The 22,797-nt window shown below is 70.0% G+C and carries 14 protein-coding genes and 1 pseudogene; 6 read left to right on the top strand and 9 right to left on the bottom strand.

Annotation, left to right across the window (positions count from 1 at the left end):
• The first annotated feature begins 340 nt into the window (after window positions 1-340).
• Complete coding sequence (gene gyrB / locus ACP95_RS06875; protein WP_049980497.1) at window positions 341-2,278, top strand: DNA topoisomerase (ATP-hydrolyzing) subunit B; 1,938 nt, start codon at window positions 341-343, stop codon at window positions 2,276-2,278.
• A complete protein-coding gene (gyrA, locus tag ACP95_RS06870; protein ID WP_049980496.1) occupies window positions 2,275-4,740 on the top strand; it encodes a DNA gyrase subunit A in 2,466 nt (821 codons plus the stop codon). The genes gyrB and gyrA overlap by 4 nt, the downstream gene beginning before the upstream one ends.
• Window positions 4,741-4,858: 118 nt before the next feature.
• On the opposite strand, the gene ACP95_RS06865 is transcribed toward gyrA, so the two are convergent.
• Window positions 4,859-6,103: an MFS transporter gene (locus ACP95_RS06865; protein WP_049980495.1), complete on the bottom strand. Its 1,245-nt coding sequence runs from the start codon at window positions 6,101-6,103 to the stop codon at window positions 4,859-4,861.
• The gene (locus ACP95_RS06860) at window positions 6,103-6,705 is read right to left on the bottom strand and encodes a TetR/AcrR family transcriptional regulator (protein WP_049980494.1); all 603 of its coding nucleotides are present in this window, start codon (window positions 6,703-6,705) and stop codon (window positions 6,103-6,105) included. Before ACP95_RS06860 ends, ACP95_RS06865 begins: the two co-directional genes overlap by 1 nt.
• A gap of 123 nt (window positions 6,706-6,828) precedes the next feature.
• Between ACP95_RS06860 and ACP95_RS06855 the strand changes: the two genes are divergently transcribed.
• Entirely contained in the window at window positions 6,829-8,835 is a 2,007-nt protein-coding gene (locus tag ACP95_RS06855) for an AMP-binding protein (RefSeq protein ID WP_049980493.1), read from the top strand.
• Here ACP95_RS06855 and ACP95_RS06850 read toward each other — a convergent pair.
• The 3 genes from ACP95_RS06850 to dnaJ all read right to left on the bottom strand — a co-directional run bounded on the left by ACP95_RS06850 (window position 8,832) and on the right by dnaJ (window position 11,195).
• Window positions 8,832-9,566, bottom strand: a complete 735-nt coding sequence (locus tag ACP95_RS06850) for an AMP-binding protein (RefSeq protein ID WP_049980492.1) — start codon at window positions 9,564-9,566, stop codon at window positions 8,832-8,834. The genes ACP95_RS06855 and ACP95_RS06850 overlap by 4 nt on opposite strands.
• Window positions 9,567-9,647: 81 nt before the next feature.
• Window positions 9,648-9,968 (bottom strand): cupin domain-containing protein, encoded by a 321-nt coding sequence (locus ACP95_RS06845; protein ID WP_049980491.1) that lies wholly within the window; start codon window positions 9,966-9,968, stop codon window positions 9,648-9,650.
• Between the two features lie 60 nt (window positions 9,969-10,028).
• On the bottom strand, window positions 10,029-11,195 hold the full coding sequence (gene dnaJ, locus ACP95_RS06840) for a molecular chaperone DnaJ (protein WP_049980490.1): 1,167 nt from the start codon (window positions 11,193-11,195) through the stop codon (window positions 10,029-10,031).
• A gap of 98 nt (window positions 11,196-11,293) precedes the next feature.
• On the opposite strand from dnaJ, the gene ACP95_RS06835 reads away from it, so the two are divergent.
• Window positions 11,294-12,523 carry an arginine deiminase family protein gene (locus ACP95_RS06835; RefSeq protein ID WP_049980489.1) on the top strand — a complete coding sequence of 410 codons (1,230 nt, stop codon included), beginning with the start codon at window positions 11,294-11,296 and terminating at the stop codon, window positions 12,521-12,523.
• Between the two features lie 137 nt (window positions 12,524-12,660).
• Here ACP95_RS06835 and dnaK read toward each other — a convergent pair whose 3' ends face one another.
• The 3 genes from dnaK to ACP95_RS06820 all read right to left on the bottom strand — a co-directional run bounded on the left by dnaK (window position 12,661) and on the right by ACP95_RS06820 (window position 17,776).
• Window positions 12,661-14,574: a molecular chaperone DnaK gene (gene dnaK, locus ACP95_RS06830; RefSeq protein ID WP_049980488.1), complete on the bottom strand. Its 1,914-nt coding sequence runs from the start codon at window positions 14,572-14,574 to the stop codon at window positions 12,661-12,663.
• A 134-nt stretch (window positions 14,575-14,708) separates the two neighbouring features.
• Complete coding sequence (locus tag ACP95_RS06825) at window positions 14,709-15,374, bottom strand: nucleotide exchange factor GrpE (RefSeq protein WP_049980487.1); 666 nt, start codon at window positions 15,372-15,374, stop codon at window positions 14,709-14,711.
• 65 nt (window positions 15,375-15,439) lie between these two features.
• Window positions 15,440-17,776 (bottom strand): DEAD/DEAH box helicase, encoded by a 2,337-nt coding sequence (locus ACP95_RS06820; RefSeq protein WP_049980486.1) that lies wholly within the window; start codon window positions 17,774-17,776, stop codon window positions 15,440-15,442.
• Between the two features lie 75 nt (window positions 17,777-17,851).
• Between ACP95_RS06820 and ACP95_RS06815 the strand changes: the two genes are divergently transcribed.
• Both ACP95_RS06815 and ACP95_RS06810 read left to right on the top strand, forming a co-directional pair.
• Window positions 17,852-18,280 carry a GIY-YIG nuclease family protein gene (locus tag ACP95_RS06815; RefSeq protein ID WP_154018482.1) on the top strand — a complete coding sequence of 143 codons (429 nt, stop codon included), beginning with the start codon at window positions 17,852-17,854 and terminating at the stop codon, window positions 18,278-18,280.
• A gap of 39 nt (window positions 18,281-18,319) precedes the next feature.
• Window positions 18,320-19,401 (top strand): annotated as a pseudogene (locus ACP95_RS06810) (pyridoxal phosphate-dependent aminotransferase).
• Between the two features lie 152 nt (window positions 19,402-19,553).
• On the opposite strand, the gene ACP95_RS06805 reads toward ACP95_RS06810, so the two are convergent.
• Complete coding sequence (locus ACP95_RS06805; protein WP_049980484.1) at window positions 19,554-22,631, bottom strand: FAD-binding and (Fe-S)-binding domain-containing protein; 3,078 nt, start codon at window positions 22,629-22,631, stop codon at window positions 19,554-19,556.
• Between the last annotated feature and the right edge of the window lie 166 nt (window positions 22,632-22,797).

The raw sequence follows: 22,797 nt of genomic DNA, 5'->3' as shown, positions 1-22,797 counted from the left end.
TCTGTAGGTGGCCTACCCGGCGGCCACGTAAAGTCCCTTTCGTAGCTCGGTGGAACTGAAACTTCGTGCCGGCGACTGGTTTAGCGGCGGGCTACCGTCGTCGACGCGCTCCCGGTGGCGTCGATAACCGCCGCCGAGGGCGCCGCCGACGCTCGCGCGCGCACCGATTCACCCCTGTTCCACCCGTGAACGAACGGCCCCAAACAAACTTTTCGACAGCGTCGAATCGCGTTCGGTAATCTCGAACTTACCCTCTGTAGTCAGCGATTTTTTCTTCGCGCGCCCGCCCGCGCGTGCGGGCCCTTTATCCGGCGGGACCGCCTCTCACGTAGTACGCGCTATGTCAGAAGAGAACGCCGACTACGGCGCGGGCCAGATCCAGGTCCTGGAGGGTCTCCAGGCCGTCCGGAAACGCCCCGCCATGTACATCGGGTCCACCGACGACCGTGGGCTCCACCATCTCGTCTACGAGGTCGTCGACAACGCCATCGACGAGGCGTTGGCGGGTTACTGCGACCATATCGAGGTGACGATCCACGACGACGGCTCCGTCTCCGTCGCCGACGACGGGCGCGGGATCCCCGTCGACACCCACGAGGAGTACGACCGTCCCGCACTGGAGGTCATCATGACCGTCCTCCACGCCGGCGGGAAGTTCGACAACAAGTCCTACCAGGTCTCCGGCGGCCTCCACGGCGTCGGCGTCAGCGTGGTGAACGCGCTCGCCGAACGCCTCACCGCCGAGGTCAAACGCGACGGCGCCCTCTGGCGTCACGAGTTCGAACGCGGCGAGCCGCAGGGCGACATCGACCGCGTCCGCGACCTCGAGGCCGACGAGGGCACCGGGACGACGATCCGGTTCTGGCCCGACGCGGAGATCTTCGAGACGACCGACTTCGAGTTCACCACGCTGGAGAGCCGGCTCCGCGAGCTCGCCTTCCTCAACAGCGGCGTCCGCATCCAGCTCACCGACGAACGCCCCGAGGCGGCCGAGGACGGCGAGGCTCGCTCGGAGACGTTCCGCTACGAGGGCGGGATCCGGGCGTTCGTCCGCTTCCTCAACGAGACCAAGACCCCGATCCACGAGGACGTCGTCTACTTCGAGGACGAGGAGGAGGGGATCCAGGTCGAGGTGGCGATGCAGGCGACCGACGAGCTCCAGGGCTCGGTCCACAGCTTCGCCAACAACATCAACACCCGCGAGGGCGGCACCCACCTGACGGGGTTCAAGACCGCCCTCACCCGGGTGGTCAACGACTACGCCAACGAGGAGGGGCTCATCGGCGACGTCGACGGCAACCTCAAGGGCGAGGACGTCCGCGAGGGGCTGACCGCCGTGGTCTCGGTGAAACACCCCGACCCGCAGTTCGAGGGACAGACCAAGACCAAGCTCGGCAACAGCGAGGTCCGGGGGATCGTCGAGAGCACGGTCCACGAGGGGCTGGGGACGTACCTCGAGGAACACCCCGACACGGCCCAGAAGATCGTCGCGAAGGCCGCCGAGGCCGCGAAGGCCCGGCAGGCCGCGAAGAAGGCCGAGGAGCTGACCCGCCGCAAGTCGGCGCTCGAGTCGACGGCGCTGCCGGGGAAGCTCTCCGACTGTCAGAGCCGCGACCCCGAGGACGCCGAGCTGTTCGTCGTCGAGGGCGACTCCGCCGGCGGCAGCGCGAAACAGGCCCGGGACGCCGCGTTCCAGGCCGTGCTGCCGATCAAGGGGAAGATCCTCAACGTCGAGAAACACCGGCTCGACCGCGTGCTCGAGAACGACGAGATCCGCGCGCTGATCACCGCCATCGGGACGGGGATCGGCGACGAGTTCGACATCGACGACGCCCGGTACCAGAAGATCATCATGGCGACCGACGCCGACGTCGACGGCGCCCACATCCGGACGCTGCTGCTCACCTTCCTCTACCGGCACATGAAGCCGCTGCTGGAGGCGGGGTACGTGTACGCGACCAAGCCGCCGCTGTACCGCATCCGCTACCGCGGCGACACGTACGACGTGATGACCGAGGAGGAGCGTGACAAAGTGGTCGAGGAGGTCTGCGACGGCAACCCGACGCAGGTTCAGCGGTTCAAGGGGCTGGGCGAGATGAACCCCGAGCAGCTCTGGGAGACGACGATGAACCCGGAGAACCGGGTGCTCAAGCAGATCACGCTCGACGACGCCGCCGCCGCCGACAAGATGTTCTCGGTGCTGATGGGCGACGCCGTCGACCCGCGGAAGCAGTTCATCAAGGACCACGCCGAGGACGCCGAGTGGGTGGACATATGAGCACGGACACGCCCGACGACGAACCCGCAGACCGTGTAGAGCACGTCCGCGTCGAGGACGAGATGGAGCAGAGCTACATCGACTACGCGATGTCGGTCATCGCGGGTCGTGCGCTCCCGGACGTGCGGGACGGCCTGAAGCCGGTCCACCGCCGCATCCTCTACGCGATGCACGAGGACGGCATCACCTCGGGCTCGGGCCACCGGAAGTCCTCCTCCATCGTCGGCACCACCATGGGGGACTACCACCCCCACGGCGACAGCGCGATCTACGACGCGCTCGCCCGGATGGCCCAGGACTTCTCGATGCGGGAGCCGCTGGTCGACGGCCAGGGGAACTTCGGCTCGATCGACGGCGACCCGCCGGCGGCGATGCGCTACACGGAGGCGCGCATGTCGCCGATCGCCGAGGAGCTGCTCGACGACATCGAGAAGGACACCGTCGACTTCTCCAGCAACTACGACGACCGCCTGCAGGAGCCGGACGTGCTGCCCTCGGCGTTCCCGAACCTGCTCGTCAACGGCAGTTCGGGGATCGCCGTCGGGATGTCGACGAACATCCCGCCGCACAACCTCGGCGAGGTCGTCGACGCGACGATCGAACTGATCGAGAACCCCGACGCCACCGTCGAGGATCTGATGGAGCACGTCGAGGGGCCGGACTTCCCGACCGGCGCGAACATCGTCGGCCGCAACGGCGTCCACCAGGCGTACAAGACGGGTCGCGGGCGAATCCGGCTGCGCGCCCGGTTCGAAACCGACGAGGAGGACGGCCGCATCGTCGTCACCGAACTCCCGTACCAGGCGAACAAGGCCCGGATCATCGAGCGCATCGCCGAGGACGTGAACGAGGGCGAGATCGAGGGGATCCGCGACCTGCGCGACGAGTCCGACCGGGACGGGATCCGGATCGTCATCGAGCTCAAGCGCGACGCGATGGTCGACGTGGTGAAGAACCAGCTGCTCGAGTCCCACCTCGAGACCACGTTCGGCGTCATCAACCTCGCGCTGGTCGACGGCCAGCCGCGGGTGCTCGACCTCAAGGAGACGCTTCAGGAGTACGTCGAGCACCGCCGCGAAGTCGTGCGTCGCCGCAGCAAGTACGACCTCGCGGAGGCCGAGGACCGCGCACACATCCTCGAGGGCCGGCTGAAGGCGCTGGACAACGTCGAGGACGTGGTCGAGGCGATCCGGAACAGCGACGACCGCGACGCCGCCCGGGCGATGCTGCAGGAGGAGTGGGAGTTCAGCGAGGAGCAGGCCGCCCACGTCGTTCGGATGCAGCTCGGCTCGCTCACCTCGATGGAGCGGGCGTCGATCGAGGAGGAGTACGAGGACGTACAGGCGGAGATCGAGCGCCTCGAGACGATCCTCGGCAGCGCCGAGGAGCTCGACCGCGTCATCGTCGACGAGCTCGAGGACGTTGCCGAGCAGTACGGCGACGAGCGCCGAACCGGCTTCATCGAGGACACCGGCTCGGTCACCCACGAGGACCTGATCCCCGAGTCCGAGCAGGTGGTCGTGATGACCGAGGACGACTACATCAAGCGGATGGAGCTCTCGGAGTTCCGCGCCCAGAACCGCGGCGGGAAGGGGATCATCGGCACCGAGCTCAAGGAGGGCGATTCGGTCGCCTCCGTGTTCGTGGCCAACAGCCACGACTACCTGCTCTGTTTCACCAACCACGGGCAGGTGTACAAGCTGAAGACGTACGAGGTGCCGGAGATGTCCCGGACCGCCCGCGGGAAGTCCGCTGTCAACCTGCTCGATCTCGCCGACGGCGAGCGGATCGAGTCCGTCGTCAACACCGCCGACATCGAGCACGACGGCGAGGGCGACGACGAGCAGTTCCTCACGATGGTCACCCGCGGCGGCTACATCAAGCGCAGCGGCGTCTCGGAGTTCCAGAACATCCTCTCGACGGGAATCCGCGCGATCAGCCTCGAGGACGGCGACCGGCTCGCCGACGTGGAGGTCACCGACGGCACCCAGGACGTGGTGATCGCCACCCGTGACGGGATGTCGATCCGGTTCGACGAGACCGAGGCCCGCGCGATGGGCCGGACCGCCCGCGGCGTCCGCGGGATCGACCTCGAGGGCGACGACGAGGTGGCCGCGGTCGCGGGCATCGACGAGTCCCGCAACTCCTGGCTGCTGACCGTCACCGAGCACGGCTACGGGAAGCGCTCCGACCTCGACGCGTACCGCGTCCAGTCCCGCAACGGGAAGGGGCTGATCGACATCAAGACCAACGAGCGCAACGGCGGCGTGACCGCGCTCGACGCGGTCGGGCCGGGCGACCACCTCGTGACGATGAGCGAGGCCGGCCAGATCATGCGCTGTCCGGTCGAGGACCTCTCTATCGTCGGCCGTAACACGATGGGCGTGAAGGTGATGGAGCTGGAGGCAGACGACAGCGTCGCCGCCGTCGACGTGATCGACGCCGAGCGGATCGAGGAGTAGCGCCCTCCACTTCTTCGCCGTTTTCAGTTCCTCCAGCGTCGACGACGGCGGGACAATGCAGAAATTTTGCGAATTGCGGACGCTGTTCCCGTTGTCGGGTGTTCGACGGTCCGGCCCGTCAGTCCGGAGCGTGGACCGAGCCGATCCGGATCAGCGGCGTCGCAAGCCCGCTCGCGCCGGCGGCGACGACGATCGCGGCCATCCCGAGCAGTACCGCGACGGGGCCGAACGCCTCGACGAGCGGCCCGGCGAGTGCGATCCCGATCGGCGCCGCGCCGGTGATCCCCAGCCGCATGACCGACAGCACCTTCCCGCGCTGGTCGTCGGCGACGGTCGCCTGGATGTACGTCGTCAGTGGGACGTTCAGGAACGGGTTCGCGCCGCCGGCGAGTGCCATCCCGGCGCAGGCGGCCGCCAGCGGGAACGAGACGACCGTGGGGAGCACCGCAGCGACCGCGAGACTGGCGCCGGTGAACACGGTCGCGGCGACCATGACGGCGCCGCGGCGGGCGTCGACGACCTCCCGGACCGGCCCGATCAGGAGGTTCCCGACGAGCGTCCCCGCGAAGTACGACCCGAGCAGGAAGCCGTAGGTCACGCTCCCACCGCCGATCACGAGGGCCGCGAATATCGGGAGCACGACCACCAGCGGGACGAACGCGAAGTCGACGAACACGCCCATCGCGATCACCGAGAGCAGCGCCGGGCTCGCGCGGACGAACTCGATCCCCGCACGGGCCTCCGCGAGCAGGGAGGGCGACTCGCTCCCGTCGTCCGCCACGCGCTCGGGCACGCCCGCGGCGGCGGGGACTGCGAGCAACACCAGCGCCGAGAGCAGGAACGTCCCGGCGTTGATGTAGAACGCGAGGAAGGAGCCGCCGAATCCGACGATCACCCCGCCGAGCGCGTAGAACAACCGGGAGGTCGACAGCGTGAGGTTGTTCAGCGAGTTCGCGGCGTCGAGGTCGCCCTTCGAGACCAGCCGCGGGATCATCGCCTGCTGAGCGGGCCCGAACAACGTCTCCATCGTGCTCGCGATCAGCGCGACGGCGACGACGACCGGGACGAGATACGGCCCCTCGCCCACGAACGGGATCGAGAGCGTCACCACTCCGCGGAACGCCTCCGTCGCGACGAGGAGGTACTTCCGGTTGACGCGGTCGACGACCACCCCGGCCGGGATCGAGAGGAGCAACCCCGGCGTGAAACTCGCCAGCGCGACGACCGTGACGAGCCGCGGGTCGCCGGTCACCTCGTAGACGATCCAGATCAGCGCGATCTCGTGGATGCTGTCGCCGATCCGGGTGATCAGCTGTGCGAGCCAGAGCGCTGCGAACCCCCGTTCCCGGAGAAGCTCGCGCATCAGTCCCTCTCGGCCAGGAGCATCCCTTCGACGTAGGCGTCGACGGCCGCTTCGGTCTGGGACTTCGCTTCCGGGTCGTCGAGCGTGAGGTCGGCCTGGACCGCACCCTGGAGCGCGTACCGGAGGAATCGCGCGGTCGCCTCGGCGGGCACCTCCCTGAACTCGCCCGCCTCGATACCGTCCCGGATGATCCCGACCAGAGTCGCCTGCTGTCGTTCCGAGAACGCCGTCAGCACCGCACGGTAGCGCTCGTTCCGGGCCGCCGCGGTCGCCAGTTCGACGAACGCGACGTTGAAGCGAGCGTGCTCCTCGTCGACCGGGATCGAGAGCTGCGCGTCGAGGAACCGCCGCAGTCGCCGTTCGGCGCTCCCGTCCGCGAGCCCCTCGAGCCACTCCGTCTCCTGCTCGTGAACCCACTCGAGGAAGGCGACGACGAGGTCCTCCTTGGTGTCGTAGTGGTAGTGAACGAGCGACTGGCTGCAGTCGGCCTCGTCGGCGACGCGCTGGGTGGTCAGATTCGCGAACCCCCGCGCCGCGAGAACCCGGTAGGTTGCCCGCATCAACTGCTCGCGGGTGTCGGTGCCGGACGTGTCGGTGTTCATACCGACTGAGTACGCACTCAGTATCGATAAACGTACTGATCAGATACTCAGTCTCCCCAGGGACTCGATCGAGCGACCCCTGTCGAGAAAGTTACTTCCCCCCGCCGCCAAAACCTCGCGCGTATGGACGCGACCGAGGGGTTCGACGAGGTCGTTCACGAGCCGGACCGGGAGTTCGTGGAGTCGACCAACGTCTGGCAGTTCATGCAGACGTACGGCATCGACGACTACGAGGAGCTGATCGAACGAACGACGACGGAGATCGACGGCGAGCCCGACTCCGGCGTCGACTGGTTCTGGGACGAGATGCCGGAGTACCTCGACGTGGAGTTCTACGAGGCGTACGACACCGTTCGCGACGACGGCGAGGGCCTGCAGTTCACCGACTGGTACCCCGGCGGCGAGATCAACATCGCCCACAACACGCTGGATCGCTACGCCGAGGTCGACGCCGAGGAGCGCAACAAGGTCGCCTGCATCTGGGAGGGCGAGGACGGCGAGGTCGACCAGCGAACGTTCCACGACCTGTACCGACAGGCCAACCGCGTCGCCAACTACCTCGAGGACGCCGGCGTCGAGACCGGCGACACGGTGGGCCTCTACATGCCGATGGTGCCGGAGGTCATCAGCATCCTCTACGGCTGTTTCAAGGTCGGCGCCATCGCGGTGCCGATCTTCTCGGGGTTCGGCGTCGAGGCGACCGCGACCCGCATCGACGACGCCGAGCCAGCGGTGCTGTTCACCGGCGACGGGTTCTACCGCCGCGGGAGCCCGGTCCGGCTGAAGGCGGGCGCCGACGAGGCGATCGACCAGGCCGGCCACGTCGAGGACGTGGTGGTGTTCGACCGGCTCGGGGACCGCGAGAACCCCGACGTGGACGTGCCGTGGGACGACGACCGCGACTCGTGGTGGGCCGACGCCGTGGAACCGCAGTCCGGCGAGTACGACACCAAGTCGCTCCCGTCGGATCAGGAGTCGATGCTGCTGTACTCCTCGGGGACGACCGGCGAGCCGAAGGGGATCGTCCACACCCACGCCGGTGTCCTCATGCAGTGTGCGAAGGAGATCCACTTCGGCTTCGACCAGCAGCCGGGCGACCGGTTCTTCTGGGTCAGCGACATCGGCTGGATGATGGGCCCGTGGACGCTGATCGGCAACCACCACTTCGCCGGCACGACGTTCATGTACGAGGGCGCGCCCGACCACCCCCACCCCGGGCGGTTCTGGGAGATGATCGAGGAGCACGGGATCACCACGTTCGGCGTCTCGCCCACCGCGATCAGGGCGCTGCGCAAGCACGGCGACGAGGTGGTCGAGGAGTACGACCTCTCCAGTCTGCGCCTGCTCGGCTCCACGGGCGAGCCGTGGGACCCGGAGTCCTGGCTGTGGTTCTACGAGGAGGTCGGCGGCGGCGAGGCGCCGATCATCAACATCTCCGGCGGAACCGAGATCTGTGGCTGCTTCCTGATGCCGATGCCGATCAACGACCTCAAGCCCGGCACGCTGGGCGGCCCGGGGCTGGGGATGGACATCGACATCGTCGACCACGACGGCAACTCGGTGAGGGAGAGCCACGAGCGCGGCTTCCTCGTCGCGCGTGACTCCTGCCCGTCGATGACCAAGAGCCTCTGGTCGGGCGACGAGCGCTACCTGGAGGAGTACTGGTCGACGTGGCCGGATCTCTGGGACCACGGCGACTTCGCCCAGAAGGACGAAGACGGGTTCTGGTTCCTCCACGGCCGCGCCGACGACGCGCTCAACGTCGCCGGCCGGAAAGTCGGCCCCGCCGAGATCGAGGCCGTGCTGGTCGAGCACGACGCCGTGAACCAGGCCGCGGCCGTCGGCGTCCCGGACGAGACGACGGGCACCGCCGTCGTCGTCTACGTCGTGCCCGAGGCGGGCGTCGAGCCGAGCGACGAGCTCGCCGAGGAGCTCCGCGCGGTCGTGGGCGAGGAGCACGGCAAGCCGTTCCGCCCGCGCGAGGTGCTGTTCGTCGACGAATTCCCGAAGACGCAGTCCGGCAAGGTGATCCGGCGCGCGATCGAGGCGGCGTACAAGGGTGCGGACCCCGGGGATCTCTCCTCGATGGAGAACCCCGAGGCGTTCGAGGAGCTGAAGGACGCGAGCTAATCGCGCCCGAGCGGTACTGCTTCCGGCTCGATTCTTTCGGGCTCCGGGGCGCTCCCGCTCGTCACCGCGAGGTCGCCGCGCGCGTCGGTCGCGGGCGCGGCCGGATCGGCCAGTACCGCACAGCCACCAACCAGCAGCGGCGCCAGCAGGCCCGCGACGACGACCCCCGGCGCCGCCAGCGAGCTCCGGACGACGACCCGGCTGTCGGCGTCGAGCCCGCGGAGATCCGCCACCTCCGCGGCGGCCGCGAGCGCGTCGCCGTGGCTCACTTCCCACTCCTCGCCGACCAGCAGCGCCGTCCCGGGGTCGACGCTGGTCGGCGGGAACGCGGGGTTCTCGCTCCACACCGACTCCTCCCAGTCGATCGTGTCTGCGGCGTCGGCCGCGTCACCGAAGACGGCGAGTTTCGTGCTCGGCCCGGGGTCGTAGGCGGCCTGCTCTGCGGCGGGAACGAGGAGGAGACGGTCGCCGGCGTCGGCGCCCGCCGTGGGGGAAAAGCGCGTCGCGGCGCCGAGCTGGGCGGCGCCGAGGAAGGCGAGTACGGGCGGGAGGTCGGGCACCGGAGCGACGGCGACGGTCCGCCCCTCGGACACGCCGTGGAACCGCAGGACGTTGCCCGCCTTGTAGGCGTTCGTGATCAGCTCGTGGTAGCTTCGCTCGCGCTCCCCGACGACGAGCGCGGGGCGGTCGCTGCGCCGGTCGCGGGCCAGCAGGTCGCCGACGGCGTCCATACCCGGAGACGCGGGGCGGAGCGACAAGGCTCCGGCGGTCGACGGGCGGGGCCGGCGAGCTGGCAGCGGCGATCGCGGCGCTCAGGGCGCGCCGGCGATCACCATCCGGGAGTCGTCCGCCTCGAACAGGAGCATCCGGGAGTCGCCGGCGTCGACGCGCACCGCGTCGCCGGCGTCCATCGACACCGTCTCGTCCTCCACGGTGAGCTTCGCCGCGCCCGAGAGCAGGAGGTACACCTCCTCCTGCCCGTCGCTCTCGTGGTCGTGCTCCATCCCCTCCCAGCCAGCGTCGGCCTCGACGACGGTGACGCCGAGGTTGTCGCAGTCCAGTTCGTCCCAGAGGAAGTACATCCCGGGCGCCTTCGGCTCCACGTCGTCGTAGCTGGCGGCGTCGTGACTCATTACGGGTCGAACGTGGGTCCCGCGCGGCAAAAACCGCCCGGCGAACGCGGCCGTCGACGGTTACAGCGAGTCCCGGAGCTTCTCGAAGAAGCCGCGGTCCACGTCGACCTCCTCGCCGCCGGCCTCCGCGAACTGTTCGAGCGCCTCGCGCTGTTCCTCGTTGAGCTCGTCGGGCGTGACGACCTGCACGTCGACGTAGAGGTTCCCCTGCCCCCGGCCGCGCAGGCGCGGCATCCCCTTCCCGCGCAGGCGGAACCGCTCGCCCGACTGCGTGCCCGCGGGGATGTCGAGCTCGACGGGGCCGTCGAGGGTGGGCACCTCGACGGTCGCGCCGAAGGTCGCCTGCGGGAACGAGATCGCGTGGCGGTGCTCCAGATCGGCGCCGTCGCGCTCGAACTCGGGGTGGTCCTCGACCTCGACCTCGATCAGGAGGTCGCCCTTCGGGCCGCCGTTCTCGCCCGGCGCGCCCTCGCGCTCCATCCGGAGGCTTTGGCCGCTCTGGATGCCGGCGGGCACGTCGACCTGCAGGGTGGCCTCCTGCCGGACGACGCCGTCGCCGGAACACGTCGCACACTCCTCGGAGTACAGTTCGCCCTCGCCGCTACAGCGCCGACAGGTCTGGGTCTGCTGGACGCGGCCGAGCGGGGTCTGCTGGACCTGCGTGACCTGGCCCTGGCCGTTACACTCCGGACAGGTCTCCACGTCGGCGTCGTCGGGGTGGCCGGCGCCGCCGCAGTCCGGGCACTCCTCGGGGCGCTCGATGGTGAACTCCTTGCTGACGCCCTCGTACGCCTCCTCGAGGGTGATCGACATCCCGGTGCGGATGTCACGGCCCTGCTGGGGGCGGTTGCCGCCGCCGCGGCCGCCGCCGCGGCCGCCGCCGAAGAACTGCTCGAAGATGTCCTCGAACCCGCCACCGCCGCCGCCCATGCCGCCGCCGAACGGGCCGCCGCCCATCCCGCCGGCGCCGCCGGCGCCCTGATCGAAGCCGCCGCGCTTCTCGGCCTGCTCGAAGCGCTCGTGACCCATCTGGTCGTACGCCTGCCGTTTCTCCTCGTCGGTGAGCACCTCCTTGGCCTTCTTCGCCTTGCGGAACTTCTCCTCGGCGTCGGGCTCGTCGCTCACGTCGGGGTGGTACTCGGCGGCCTTCTTCCTGAACGCCTGCTGGATCTCGTCCTCGTCGGCGTCCCGGGAGACCCCCAGCACCTCGTAGAAGTCCTCGCTCATTCGTTGTCGGGACAAACTGGCTCGGCGTATTTGAATCGCGTGGCTCGGGCCCCAGGGCGGCGAAGGGTTCATCGCCCTCCCGGAACCCGTGTGAACTGATGCCATCGTTCACCGCACGCGCCGAGTTCGACCGGCTCACCCACGTCCGGGCGCACAGACCCGGGCTGGAGCTCTGGCCCGGCGCGCTCGACCCCGAGTCGAACCTGTTCGACGCCCCCGTCCCGCCCGCACAGGCCGCACGCGAGCACGAGCGCATGACCGACGCGCTCGCGGCCGCCGGCGTCGAGGTCCACCTCCTGGCCGACGATCTCGCCGCGGCGGGCGAACTCGACGCGCTCGTCGCCGAGTACGTCGACGTGCCCGAGGGTGTCGACGAGAGCCAGAGGCTCTCGTCTGCCAACCAGAGCGCGAAGCGTTCTGGTGACGCCGACGCCGCCGCGGCGACCGTCGAGTTCGACGCCCGGGAGAAACTCGAACTCGTGCTGTCCCGAGCGAGACTCACGGAGGCGAACGATCGGACGAGCGTCGAACTCCGGCAGCCGATCTCGAACACGCTGTTCCAGAGCGACACCGTCGTCGTCGGCGACGAGGGGCCCGTGCTCTGCGAGATGGGCGAGCCGATCCGGCAGGACGAGCTCCCGATCGTCCGCCGGGCGTGGGAGGGGCTCGGCGCCGAGTTCACCCACGAGATGTCCCGCCCGCTCGAGGGCGGGGAGTTCCTCCCGGCCGACGAGTTCGCGCTTCTGGGCGTCTCCGCGGAGATCGACGGCGAGGAGGAGGTGATCCGGACGACGTACGACGCGGGCCGGGAGTTCCTCGACGCCGGCGCGGTGGGGTTCGAGGAAGTGGGTCTCGTGCGCGCGCCGCTGGCCGCGGATCGACGCCACCGCGAGAAACACGGCATCGGCTCCCGGGTGCTCCACCTGCTCGGCTGGTGCAACCTCGCGGCCGAGGGGCTGGCGGTGACCGATCCCGAACTCGCCGAGTCGGCGGCGGTCGACGTGTTCCGGAAGACGAGCGACGGCTACGAGTTCGATCGGTCCACGTCGACGCTCGCGTACCTCCGCCAGCGGGGGTACGACATCGTCGAGATGGGGCCCGAGGAGCGCTGGGCCGCCAACTTCCTCACCGTCGACGACGGCGTCGTCGTGCCGATGCACCGCACGGACGAGGACGGGAACTACGACCCCGACCTCAACGGCACGATCGAGCGCCTGAAGGAGCGCGGCGTCGAGGTGCTCCCCGACGGCGAGGGGATCCCGGAGGGCGTGCTGACGAGCGGTGCGGGCGGGATCAACTGCATGACCGTGCCGCTGGAGCGTCGGTAGGGGCGGTATCTCGACCCGGTAGAAATGAACGCTCCGTTCGGTTCGGAAACCTCCCTACGGTCGGTTTCCGAAATTACGAGGGACGTCGCTTCGCTCGTCCCTCGAATCGACGAGGAAGACGGCTCCGCGGACTCGTGTTACTCGTCCTTGTCGGCGTCTTCCTCGTCGACGTCCTCGAAGTCGGCGTCGACGTACTCGTCGTCCCCGTCGGCGCCGGCGTCACCGCCCATGCCGCCGGGGCCCGCGCCGCCCATGCCGCCCGGACCGCCCGCGGCGCCGCCGGGGCCCGCGCCGCCGGCAGCGGCCTCCTCCTGGTACATCTGCTTGCCGATCTCCTGGAGCTCCTCGCTGAGCGCCTCGGTGACCTCCTCGAGCTCCTCGGCCGTGGCGTCCTCGTCGTCGAGGACCGCCTCGACCTCGTCGATCGCGGCCTCGACGTCCTCGGCGACCGCGTCGTCGACGTTCTCCTCGTTCTCCTCGAGCAGGGTCTCGGCGCGCTGGATCGCGCCCTCGGCCTCGTTGCGGGCCTCGATGCGCTCGCGGCGCTGCTGATCCTCCTCGGCGTGCTGCTCGGCCTCCTGCTGCATCTCCTCGATCTCCTCGTCGGAGAGGCCGGCGCCGCCCTCGATCGTGATCGACTCGGCGTTGCCCGAGCCCTGGTCCTCGGCCTCGACGTTGACGATCCCGTTCTCGTCGATGTTGAACGTCACCTCGATCTGGGGCGTTCCGGCCGGCGCCGGCGGGATGCCGGTCAGCTGGAACTCGCCGAGCAGCTCGTTCTCCTCGGCGATCTCGCGCTCGCCCTGGAACACCCGGACCTGGACGGAGGTCTGGTTGTCCGCGGCGGTGGTGAACACCTTCGACTCCTCGGTCGGGATCGTGGTGTTCTTCTCGATCAGTCGCTCGAACAGGCCGCCCTTGACCTCGATCCCCAGCGAGAGCGGGGTCACGTCGAGCAGCACGAGGTCGTCGACGTCGCCCGAGAGCACGCCGCCCTGGATCGCCGCGCCCAGCGCGACCGCCTCGTCGGGGTTGACGTTCTTCTTGGGCTCCTGGCCGACCAGGCTCTCGACCTGCTCGTGGACCTGCGGCATCCGGGTGGAGCCGCCGACGAGGATGACCTCGTCGATGTCGGTCTTCGTGTAGCCGGCGTCCTCGAGCGCCTGCTCGGTCGGATCGACCGTGCGCTCGATCAGGTCCTCGGTCAGCGACTCGAACGTCGCTCGCGTGATCGACTGCTCGAGGTGGACCGGCCCGGAGTCGGTCGCGGTGATGAACGGCAGGTTGACCGTCGTCTCCTTCTTGTTGGAGAGCTCGATCTTCGCCTCCTCGGCGGCGTCCTTGAGTCGCTGGAGCGCCTGTCGGTCCTCACGCAGGTCGATGCCGTGCTCGTTCTCGAACTCGTCGGCGAGGTGGTCCATCAGCGCCTCGTCCCAGTCGTCGCCACCGAGGTCGTTGTCCCCGTTGGTCGCGACGACCTCGTAGACGCCGCCGCCGAGGTCGAGGATCGACACGTCGAACGTCCCCCCGCCCAGGTCGTACACGAGCACGGTCTGGTCGGAGTCGTCGTCGAGGCCGTACGCCATCGACGCCGCGGTCGGCTCGTTGACGATGCGGTCGACCTCGAAGCCGGCGATCTCGCCGGCGTCCTTCGTCGCCTGCCGCTGTCGGTCGTTGAAGTACGCGGGCACCGTGATGACCGCCTTCTCCACCTCGTCGCCGAGATACTCCTCGGCGTCGCGCTTCAGCTTCTGGAGGATCATCGCCGAGATCTGCTCGGGCGTGTACTCCTCGCCGTCGGCCTCAACGGTGTACTCCTCGTCGCCCATGTGGCGCTTGATCGAGGCGATCGTGTTCTCCGGGTTCTGGATCGCCTGGTTCTTGGCGGGCTTACCGACGAGTCGCTCGCCGTCGTCGGAGAACGCGACCACGGAGGGAGTGGTTCGATCGCCCTCGCTGTTGACGATGATCTCGGGGTCACCACCCTCCATGACGGCCATCGCGGAGTTGGTGGTCCCCAGGTCGATTCCGAGGATCTTGTTGCTCGCCATCTTGGTCGTACCTTCCGGGTTGAGTCGGTTAAAGGTTGCTTTAGCGCCCGGAGAACACCCCAACGCCCGCTTGCGGTTCTACCAGCCGGCGCGGGGTTGTGGAGAAGGATTTATGCCGAACCGTCCGCCGACCGCTACTCCTGGCTGACGGTGACCTGTGCGGTCCGGATCACGCGGTCGCCCATCTCGTAGCCGGGGCGGTAGAGCTCGTCGATGACGCCGGCGGGGCGGTCGCTCTCGACGCGCATCAGCACCTCGTGGCGCTCCGGGTCGGGGTCCTCGCCGGCCTCGGGCTCGATGCGCTCGACGCCCTCGTCCTCGAGCACGCGGTCCAGCTCGCCCAGCGTCTGCTCGACACCCTCGCGGATGTCGGCGTCGCCGTCCTGCTCCAGCGCGCGGGCGAGGTTGTCCCGGACCGGCAGGAGTCGCTCCACGAGGTCCTCGGTCGCGCGGGCGCGCTGCTGGTCGAGCTTCTTCTGCTGGCGCTTTTTGAAGTTCTGGAAGTCGGCCTGCTTGCGGGTGAGCTTGCTCTCGAGCTCGTCGATGCGCTCCTCGTAGTCGGCGCGCTCGGCTTCGAGCTCCTCGGCCAGCGCCTCGTCGTGGTCGCCGACGCGGTCGAGCAGCGAGCGGTCGGGGTCCGCCCCCTCGCCCGACCCCTGATCGCCCGCCTCTGGCTCGCTCGCTGCTTCCGCCGCCTCGGCCTCGGGATCCGTCGCCGGTTCGTCGACGTGCCTCTCGGCGTCGGCGTGCCCCTCGGCGTCGGTCGGCTCCTCGGCTGCCGCGTCGGCGTCGTCGGTCATGGTGGAGGGAAGCGCCGCCGTGGGTTTAAGCGTTGCAAAAGCGCCCCGACGTTCTGCGTGAGCGGTCATCCTTCCGTCAGCGCGTCGAGCATGAACACCGCCTCCGGCTTCGAGAGCGGGTCGTTCGCGTTGCCGCAGTGGGGCGACTGCACGCAGGACGGACAGCCGTCCGCGCAGTCGCAGTCGTCGACGAGCCGAGCGGTCCGGCTCATCAGCTCCTCGATCCGGTCGTACCCCCGCCGCGTCAGGCCGACGCCGCCTGGGTGGCCGTCGTAGACGAAGATCGTCGACTGGTCGGTGTGGGCGTGATACGGCGTCGAGAGCCCGCCGATGTCCGCCCGGTCACAGAGCAGGTACAGCGGGAACAGCGAGATGACGCCGTGCTCGGCGGCGTGGATGCCGCCGTTGAACCCGTACTCGGGGTCGCCGCGCTCGGCGCCGATGGCGCGCATCTCCACCTCCACGTCCTCGGGGACGGTCCAGTAGAGCGCCTTCGTGCGGAGCGTCGTCTCCGGCAGGTCGAGCGGCTCGCGGCCCAGCGTCTCGCCCGACGCGGCGTCTCGGCGCTCGAACCCCGTGATCCGCTCGGTGACCGAAACGTCGGCGAACCGGACCGTCGTCTCCGGTCGCGCCGAGAGGGGTTTCTCCCGCAGCTCCTCGTGGACGGTCACGTCCTTCTCGGTCAGCACCCTCGTGTGGTAGTCGGCCCACGTCGGCTGGAGCCGGGCGGTGTCGCGGTCCAGGTCCAACTCCCCCACCTCGTAGCGCTGCCCCTGGTGGTGGTAGATCGCCCCGGGATGGGCGTCACGCAGCGCGTCCGAGAAGGAGAGCGACGCGATCACGTCGCCCGAGCGGGCGTCCCGGAGGTCGACCTCGCGGTCGTCGATGGTTCGGAGGTTCATCGCGTGCTGGGGGCTCTCGTCGCCGTCGTGGGTCCAGCGCACCCCGTCCGCGGTGTCGCGCCGTTCGAGCACGCCCGACGCCTCCAGATCGGCGACCACGTCGGGGAACGGCTCGCCGAAGTGGCGCTCGTCGTCACGTGAGAGCCAGTTCTCGGCGGCTGCGGCGGCGACGTGGTCCGGCAGGAGCGCCTCGTTCTCGGGGTTCGATATCGCGTCTTCGGGTTCGCCGTCGAAGAACGTCCCGGGGTTGCGCATCAGGTACTGGTCCAGCTGGTCCTCGCCGGCGACGAGCACCACGAGCGCCGGATCGTCGCCCCGGCCTGCACGGCCGGCTTGCTGGAACGCCGCCATCCGGGTTCCGGGGTAGCCGTCGACGATCACCGCGTCCAGCCCGCCCACGTCGACGCCGAGCTCCAGCGCGTTCGTGCTCCAGACGCCGCGCAGCTCGCCGTCGTGGAGCTGATCCTCCAGCTCCCGCCGGCGGTCGTCGGTCAAGGAGCCCTGGTAGGCGCCGACCTTCCCCGCCAGTTCGGTCGCGCCGCGGCTCCGGAGCTCCTTGGCCGACTCCTCGGCGTACCGCTCTGCAGTCTGGCGACTCCGCGTGAACACGAGCGTCTGCTCGCCCGCCTCGACGAGGTCGGCGAACAGGCGCATCGACTCGGTGTGACTCGACCGACGCCGGCCCGTGCCGCGATCCTGCTCGTACTCCGGCGGGTTCCAGAGCACCCAGTCCCGCGGGCCGGTCGCTGAGGCGTCGTTGTCGACGAGCGCGAACCCGGAGGGGTCCCGCCCGGTGACGGTCGCGGCGTGCTCGACGGGGTTGCCGATCGTCGCCGAACAGCAGACGTACGTCGGGTCCGCGCCGTAGCGTTCGCAGATCCGGTTCAACCGCCGGAGCAACAGGGCGACCTGCGAGCCGAACACGCCGCGGTAGCTGTGGACCTCGTCGATCACCACCAGTTCGAGCGAACCGAAGAACCACTCCCAGAGCCGGTGGGCGTGAGGGAGCATCGCGTAGTGGACCATGTCGGGGTTCGAGAGCAGCACCGTCGGCCGGCGGTCCCGCACGTCCCGCTTTTCGGCCTTCGAGAGCCGCCCCGTGTACTGGTCAACCGAGACCCGGGAGCCGAAGCCCAGGTCGCGCGCCAGCTCCGACAGCGTCTCCAGCTGGTCGGCGATCAGGGCGTTCTGCGGACCGATGTACAGCGTCCGGCCGCCGTGGTCCATCGCGTTCTCGAACGCCGGCACGGTGTAGGCGAGGCTCTTCCCGCTCGCGGTCTCGGTCGCGATCACGGCGTCGTCGCCGTCGCGGACGGCGCGGACCGCCTCGGCCTGGTGGCGGAACGGCCGCTCGATCCCCCGCTCGGCGAGCGCGTCCTCGAGGCGAGGTTCGAGGTCGAGATCCGCGAACCGTGGCTCGCGAGGCGGGACGCGTCGATGGGCCGCCACCTGATCCCGGTAGTAGGGGCGCTCGCGGAGCCAGTCGAGCGGGTCGTGCACGCGCCCGCTCGGCGCTCCCGGGCCATGACGGTTCTGGTCCCGGCCGCTTTTGGGTGGTGCCGTCCACAGTCCCGTATGGCCGACGGCGGTACGTACACGCTCGTGTTTTCGCTCCCGAGCGCCGCCACGATCGAGGTTGGCGCGCTGGGGGAACACCGGTTCCCTGCCGGCGGCTACTGCTACACGGGGAGCGCGCTCGGCAGCGGCGGCTTCTCCCGGATCGACCGCCACCGACGCGTCGCCGACGGCGACCACGACGTGCGGCACTGGCACGTCGACTACTTCGGTGGCCACCCCGACGTGGCGGTAGTCGCCGTCGAGCGCACGCCCGAACGGGACTGCGAGTGCGCGGTCGCGGGGGCGCTCGGGAGCGGCCCCGTGGCGGGTTTCGGCGCCTCCGACTGCGACTGCGACAGCCACCTCGCGCGGTTCGACGGCGTCGACGCCGCGAAGCGACGGGCCCGCGACGCTCACCGTCGCCGGTCCCGGCAACCCGACCGGTGAGCCGGTGGCTCTTAACCCCTCTCCGCCGACTGGACCGCCATGTTCGAACCGATGCCGTATCTGGAGTGGATCCACGGCCGCCCCGAGACCGCGGCTCACGACCTCGGATCGAGCGATCTCCGCACCGATCGCTCGGACGGATCGGTCGTGCCGCCGCCGCTTGCGGGGCGCGACGATGCGGCCGACCCGCCGTCGCTCGAAGCGTCCCTCGCCGCTGAGTACGGCGTCGACGAGTCGCGGGTGCTGGTGACCGCGGGCGCGACGCACGCGAACTTCCTCGCCGCCACGACGGCGCTGTCGCTGGCCGACGGCGACGAGGTGCTCGTCGAGCGGCCGGGGTACGATCCACTGGTCCACACGCGCCGGCGTGGGGGGCGGAGATCGAGCGCTTCGATCGCCCGGCGAGTTCGGGCTACCCGTTGCTACCCGGGGCGATCGCCGGCGCGACGACCCCGGAGACGGCGCTGGTCACCGTCACGAACCGCCACAACCCGACCGGCCGGCTCACCTCCCGGGGCGAACTGGCGTCGGTCGCCGAGGCCGTGGCGGAGACGGACGCCCGCCTGCTCGTGGACGAGGTTTACGGCCCCTACACGGCCGAGTCTGACTCCGAGGGGGCGTTCGGCGGCGTCACGGCTGCGGGGCTACCGAACACGGTCGTGACCGGCTCGATCACCAAGTTCCACGGGCTGGGCGGGCTCCAGATCGGCTGGCTGATCGCCGACGAGCCGTTCGTCGACCGGGCTCGGGAGGTGTTCATGCACGTCCCGTCGGTCGCGGCGCCGTCCCGCGCGCTCGCCCGGCGCTTCTTCGCCCACCGGGACGAGCTGGTCGCGGACTCGCGGGCCCACCTCCGGCGGAACCACGAGCTGCTGGCGTCGTTCGTCGGGGATCGGGACGATCTCGACGGGGCGATCGCCGCGGGCTGTACGTTCGGCCTGGTCGAGCACGAGCGCGTCGACGGCGACACGCTCACCGAAGCGGCGTGGGACGCCGGCGTGCTCGTCGTCCCGGGGCGCTTCTTCGACGCCCCCTCGGGGATCCGGCTCTCGGCCGGGCGAGAGCCGGCGGCCGTCGACGCCGGGCTGGCCGAACTGGGCCGGGTGCTCGACGGGCTCTGAACGGCGCGGGCGCTCGCGAGCTGGCGAACAGGTGGCGGACCGCTCGGCGAGGCAGGTGCCACGCTCCCGCTGCTGCCCCGCCGCGGCTCTCAGGTCACGGGGCGTGTGGTCGCGCTTTCGTACTTCAAAAGTGGGTTCGACTGCTCGGGGGCTCAGTTGGCGTCGACGGCGGCGGCGAGCTTCTCGACTGGGTGTGGCGGCTCGGCGTCGGCGCCCGGGCGGTCCGCAAGCTGAGTTCGGCAGGAGGCGCCCGGGGCGACGACCTCCTCCGCGTCGGCGTCGTCGACCTGGTCGAACAGGATCCGCCCGATCGCTTTGCTCATGGAGTAGTGCTCGGCCTCGTAGCCGAAGCTGCCCGCCATCCCACAGCAGGTGGAGTCGAGCGGCTCGACCGCGAAGCCGGCGCGGCGGAGGACGCCGACCGCGTGGTGGTCCTTCTTCGTCGCCTTCTGGTGGCAGTGACCGTGGTAGACGAGCGTCCCGTCGCCCGCGGCGTCGAGGTTTTCGTCGAGCTGGAACGCGTCGAGGTACTCGAACACGCCGTACGTCGCCGTCGAGAGGGCGTCGACGCCGTCGCCGGCGAGCAGATCTCCGTAGTCCGACTGGAGCATCACCGCGTCGGAGGGCTCGACGACGACCACGTCCCAGCCATCGCGGACTCGTGGCGCGAGCGCGTCGACGTTCTTCCGGGCGCGGTCGCGGGCCTGCCCGACGAACCCCTTCGAGAGCGGCGGCCGGCCGCTGGGGCCGGCGTCGTCGGCGAGTCGGACGTGGACGCCCGCGGCCTCGAGCACGCGGACCGCGGCCTTCCCCTGCTCGGGCGCGTTGAAGTTCGTGTGCGTGTCCGGGAGGAGCAGCGCCTTCCGGTCGGCCTCGGACTCGGGGACCGCGGGCTCGCGGTCGGCCATCCAGTCCGCGAAGCTCTCGCGGTGGAACGTCGGGAGCGATCTGTCGGCGGCGATGCCGACGGTCTTCTCCATCGCCCAGCGGGCGCCGGGTAGCTTCGCGGCGGCGTTCGACAGCGGTGCGAGCCGGCTCCCGACCCGCGAGAGCGCGTCGACGTTGGCGAACAGCGTCTCCCGCAAGCTGCTCCCCTCGCGCTGGTGGCGCGCGTGCTCGATCTCGGTCTTCATCTTCGCCATGTCGACCTCGCTCGGGCAGTCCTTCGAGCAGCCCTTACAGCCGATACAGAGGTCGAGCACCTCGTCCGCGAACTCCTCGCTGAACAGCTCGTCCTCGGGGAGGTCGCCGCTCATCGCCTGCCGGAGCAGGTTCGCCCGGCCGCGGGTGGCCTGGATCTCCTCGTCGGCGGCGCGGTACGTCGGACACATCACGCCGCCGGTGGTCTCCTGCTCGCCGCGGCAGCCGCCACAGCCGTGACAGAGCTCCGCCATCCCCTGGAACCCGTTGTCGTTCTCCCAGCGCAGTTCCGGCTCGAAGCCGGCGTCGAACTCGTACTCGGGCGAGAACCGCAGGTGCTCGGTCATCTCGACGGCGTCGGCGCGTTCCGGGAACTCCGGTGGCCGGCTCTCGTCGGGCGCGTAGCCACAGACCTGCCCCGGGTTGAGCAGCCAGTCGGGGTCGAACGCGGACTTGAGGTCGCGGAACGCGCCCCAGAGCTCCTGGCCGTACAGTTTGCGGTTCCACTGGGTGCGCGCGCGGCCGTCGCCGTGCTCGCCGGAGACGCTACCGCCGAGCTCGACGACGAGGTCGCTGACGTCGTCGGCGATCGACTCGAAGCGCTCGAAGCCGGCGTCGGTCTTCGTGCCGATCAGCGGCCGGACGTGGAGCACCCCCGGGCCGGCGTGGGCGTAGAAGGAGGCGAACGTGTCGTGGTCGTCGAGGATCTCCTGGAAGCGTCGGGTGTACTCCGGGAGCTTCGCCGGGGGGACCGCGCAGTCCTCGATGAAGGAGAGATGCTTCTCGTCGGTGGTTCTGGAGAGCAGGATCGGCATCCCCGCCTTTCGCATCTTCCAGAAGCGCCCGCGGGTGTCCTCGTCGTGGGCCTCCATCGCCGCCATCGCGCGGACGGGGTCGCCCGCGCTCGGCGGGTCGTCGCTCGGCTCGCCGACTGTCTCGGTGCCCGGCCGGCGGTCCGCGAGCAGGTTCGCGACCTTCTGCCGGCCCTCGTCGTCGTCCGCGGCGTAGAACTCGACGAGCAGCGCCGAGTCGGTGCCGTCGGGGAGCATCCCCACCACGTCGGCGAACTCCTGGGTGTCACGGGCGAGGTCGAGCAGCGTGTCGTCCATCACCTCGACGGCGGCGGGGTCGTGTTCGAGCACCGAGCTCACGTCCTCCATCGCCGCGATCAGGTCGTCGTACGCCAGCAGCGCGACGGCTTTCGTCGCCGGGACGGGTTCGAGCGAGACGGTCGCCTCCGTGACAATCGCGAGCGTCCCCTCGCTCCCGGCGAGCAGGCGCGCGAGGTTCACCGTGGCGTCGTCGGCAACCTCGCCGTCGACGGTCGCCTCGTCGACCAGCACGTCGAGGTTGTACCCCGAGACGTTGCGCTTGAGTTCGGGGTAGCGGTCGCGCACCTCGTCGGCGTGGTCGTCGAGGGCGTCGACGACGCCCGCGGCGATTCGTTGTTCGAGGTCGCCCTCGGGGTCGGCGCGCTCCCGGAGGTCGCCGACGCGCTCCTCGCCGAACCGCGTGACGGTGCCGTCGGCGAGCACGACCTCGCAGGACTCGACGTACGCGTCGGTCTTGCCGTACTTCAGCGAGTGCGAGCCCGTGGAGTTGTTGCCGATGGCGCCGCCGAGGGCGGACTTGTCGCGCCACGCCGGGTCGGGCGCGAACTTCAGCCCGTGGGGCTCGCAGGCGGCGTTGAGCTCGGCGACGATCGCGCCCGCCCCGGCGGTCGCCGTCGCCGCCTCGGGGTCGACCTCGTGGACGGCGTCCATCTCGGCGGTCGTGTCGAGCACGACGGCCTCGTTCACCGTCTGGCCGGCGAGGCTGGTGCCGCCGCCGCGGGGGAGGACGGGGATCTCCCGCTCGGCGCAGTACTCGACGACCGCGGCCACGTCGGCCGTCGACGCCGGGAGCACGACGCCGATCGGGGTGACCTCGTACGCCGAGGCGTCGGTCGCGTAGAGCTGGCGGGAGTAGCTGTCGAACCGCACGTCGCCGTCGACGAGGCGCTCGAGGTCGGCGACGAGCCCGGGCCGGGAGACGTCGCCGCCCCGGTAGTCGAAGTCGCCGTCGATCGACGGGTCGGGATCCGCTGCCATGCGTGGACGTTGCACGACAGCGGGGAAAAACACACGCCCTCCGGCGAGCGTGACGACCCGTCACGGGCGACGGTCACTCGGTGTCACCCGGCGTCGCCGGGCGTCGACGGCCGAGCCCGTTCGAGGGGGCGAAATAGCCGGAAGAAGTTTCCCGTGTGCGAACGAC

It is taken from the genome of Halolamina rubra, assembly GCF_000739555.1.
Lineage (GTDB): Archaea > Halobacteriota > Halobacteria > Halobacteriales > Haloferacaceae > Halolamina > Halolamina rubra.
The sequence above is the reverse complement of the archived record's forward strand: the minus strand, read 5'-3'. Positions and strand labels throughout refer to the sequence as shown.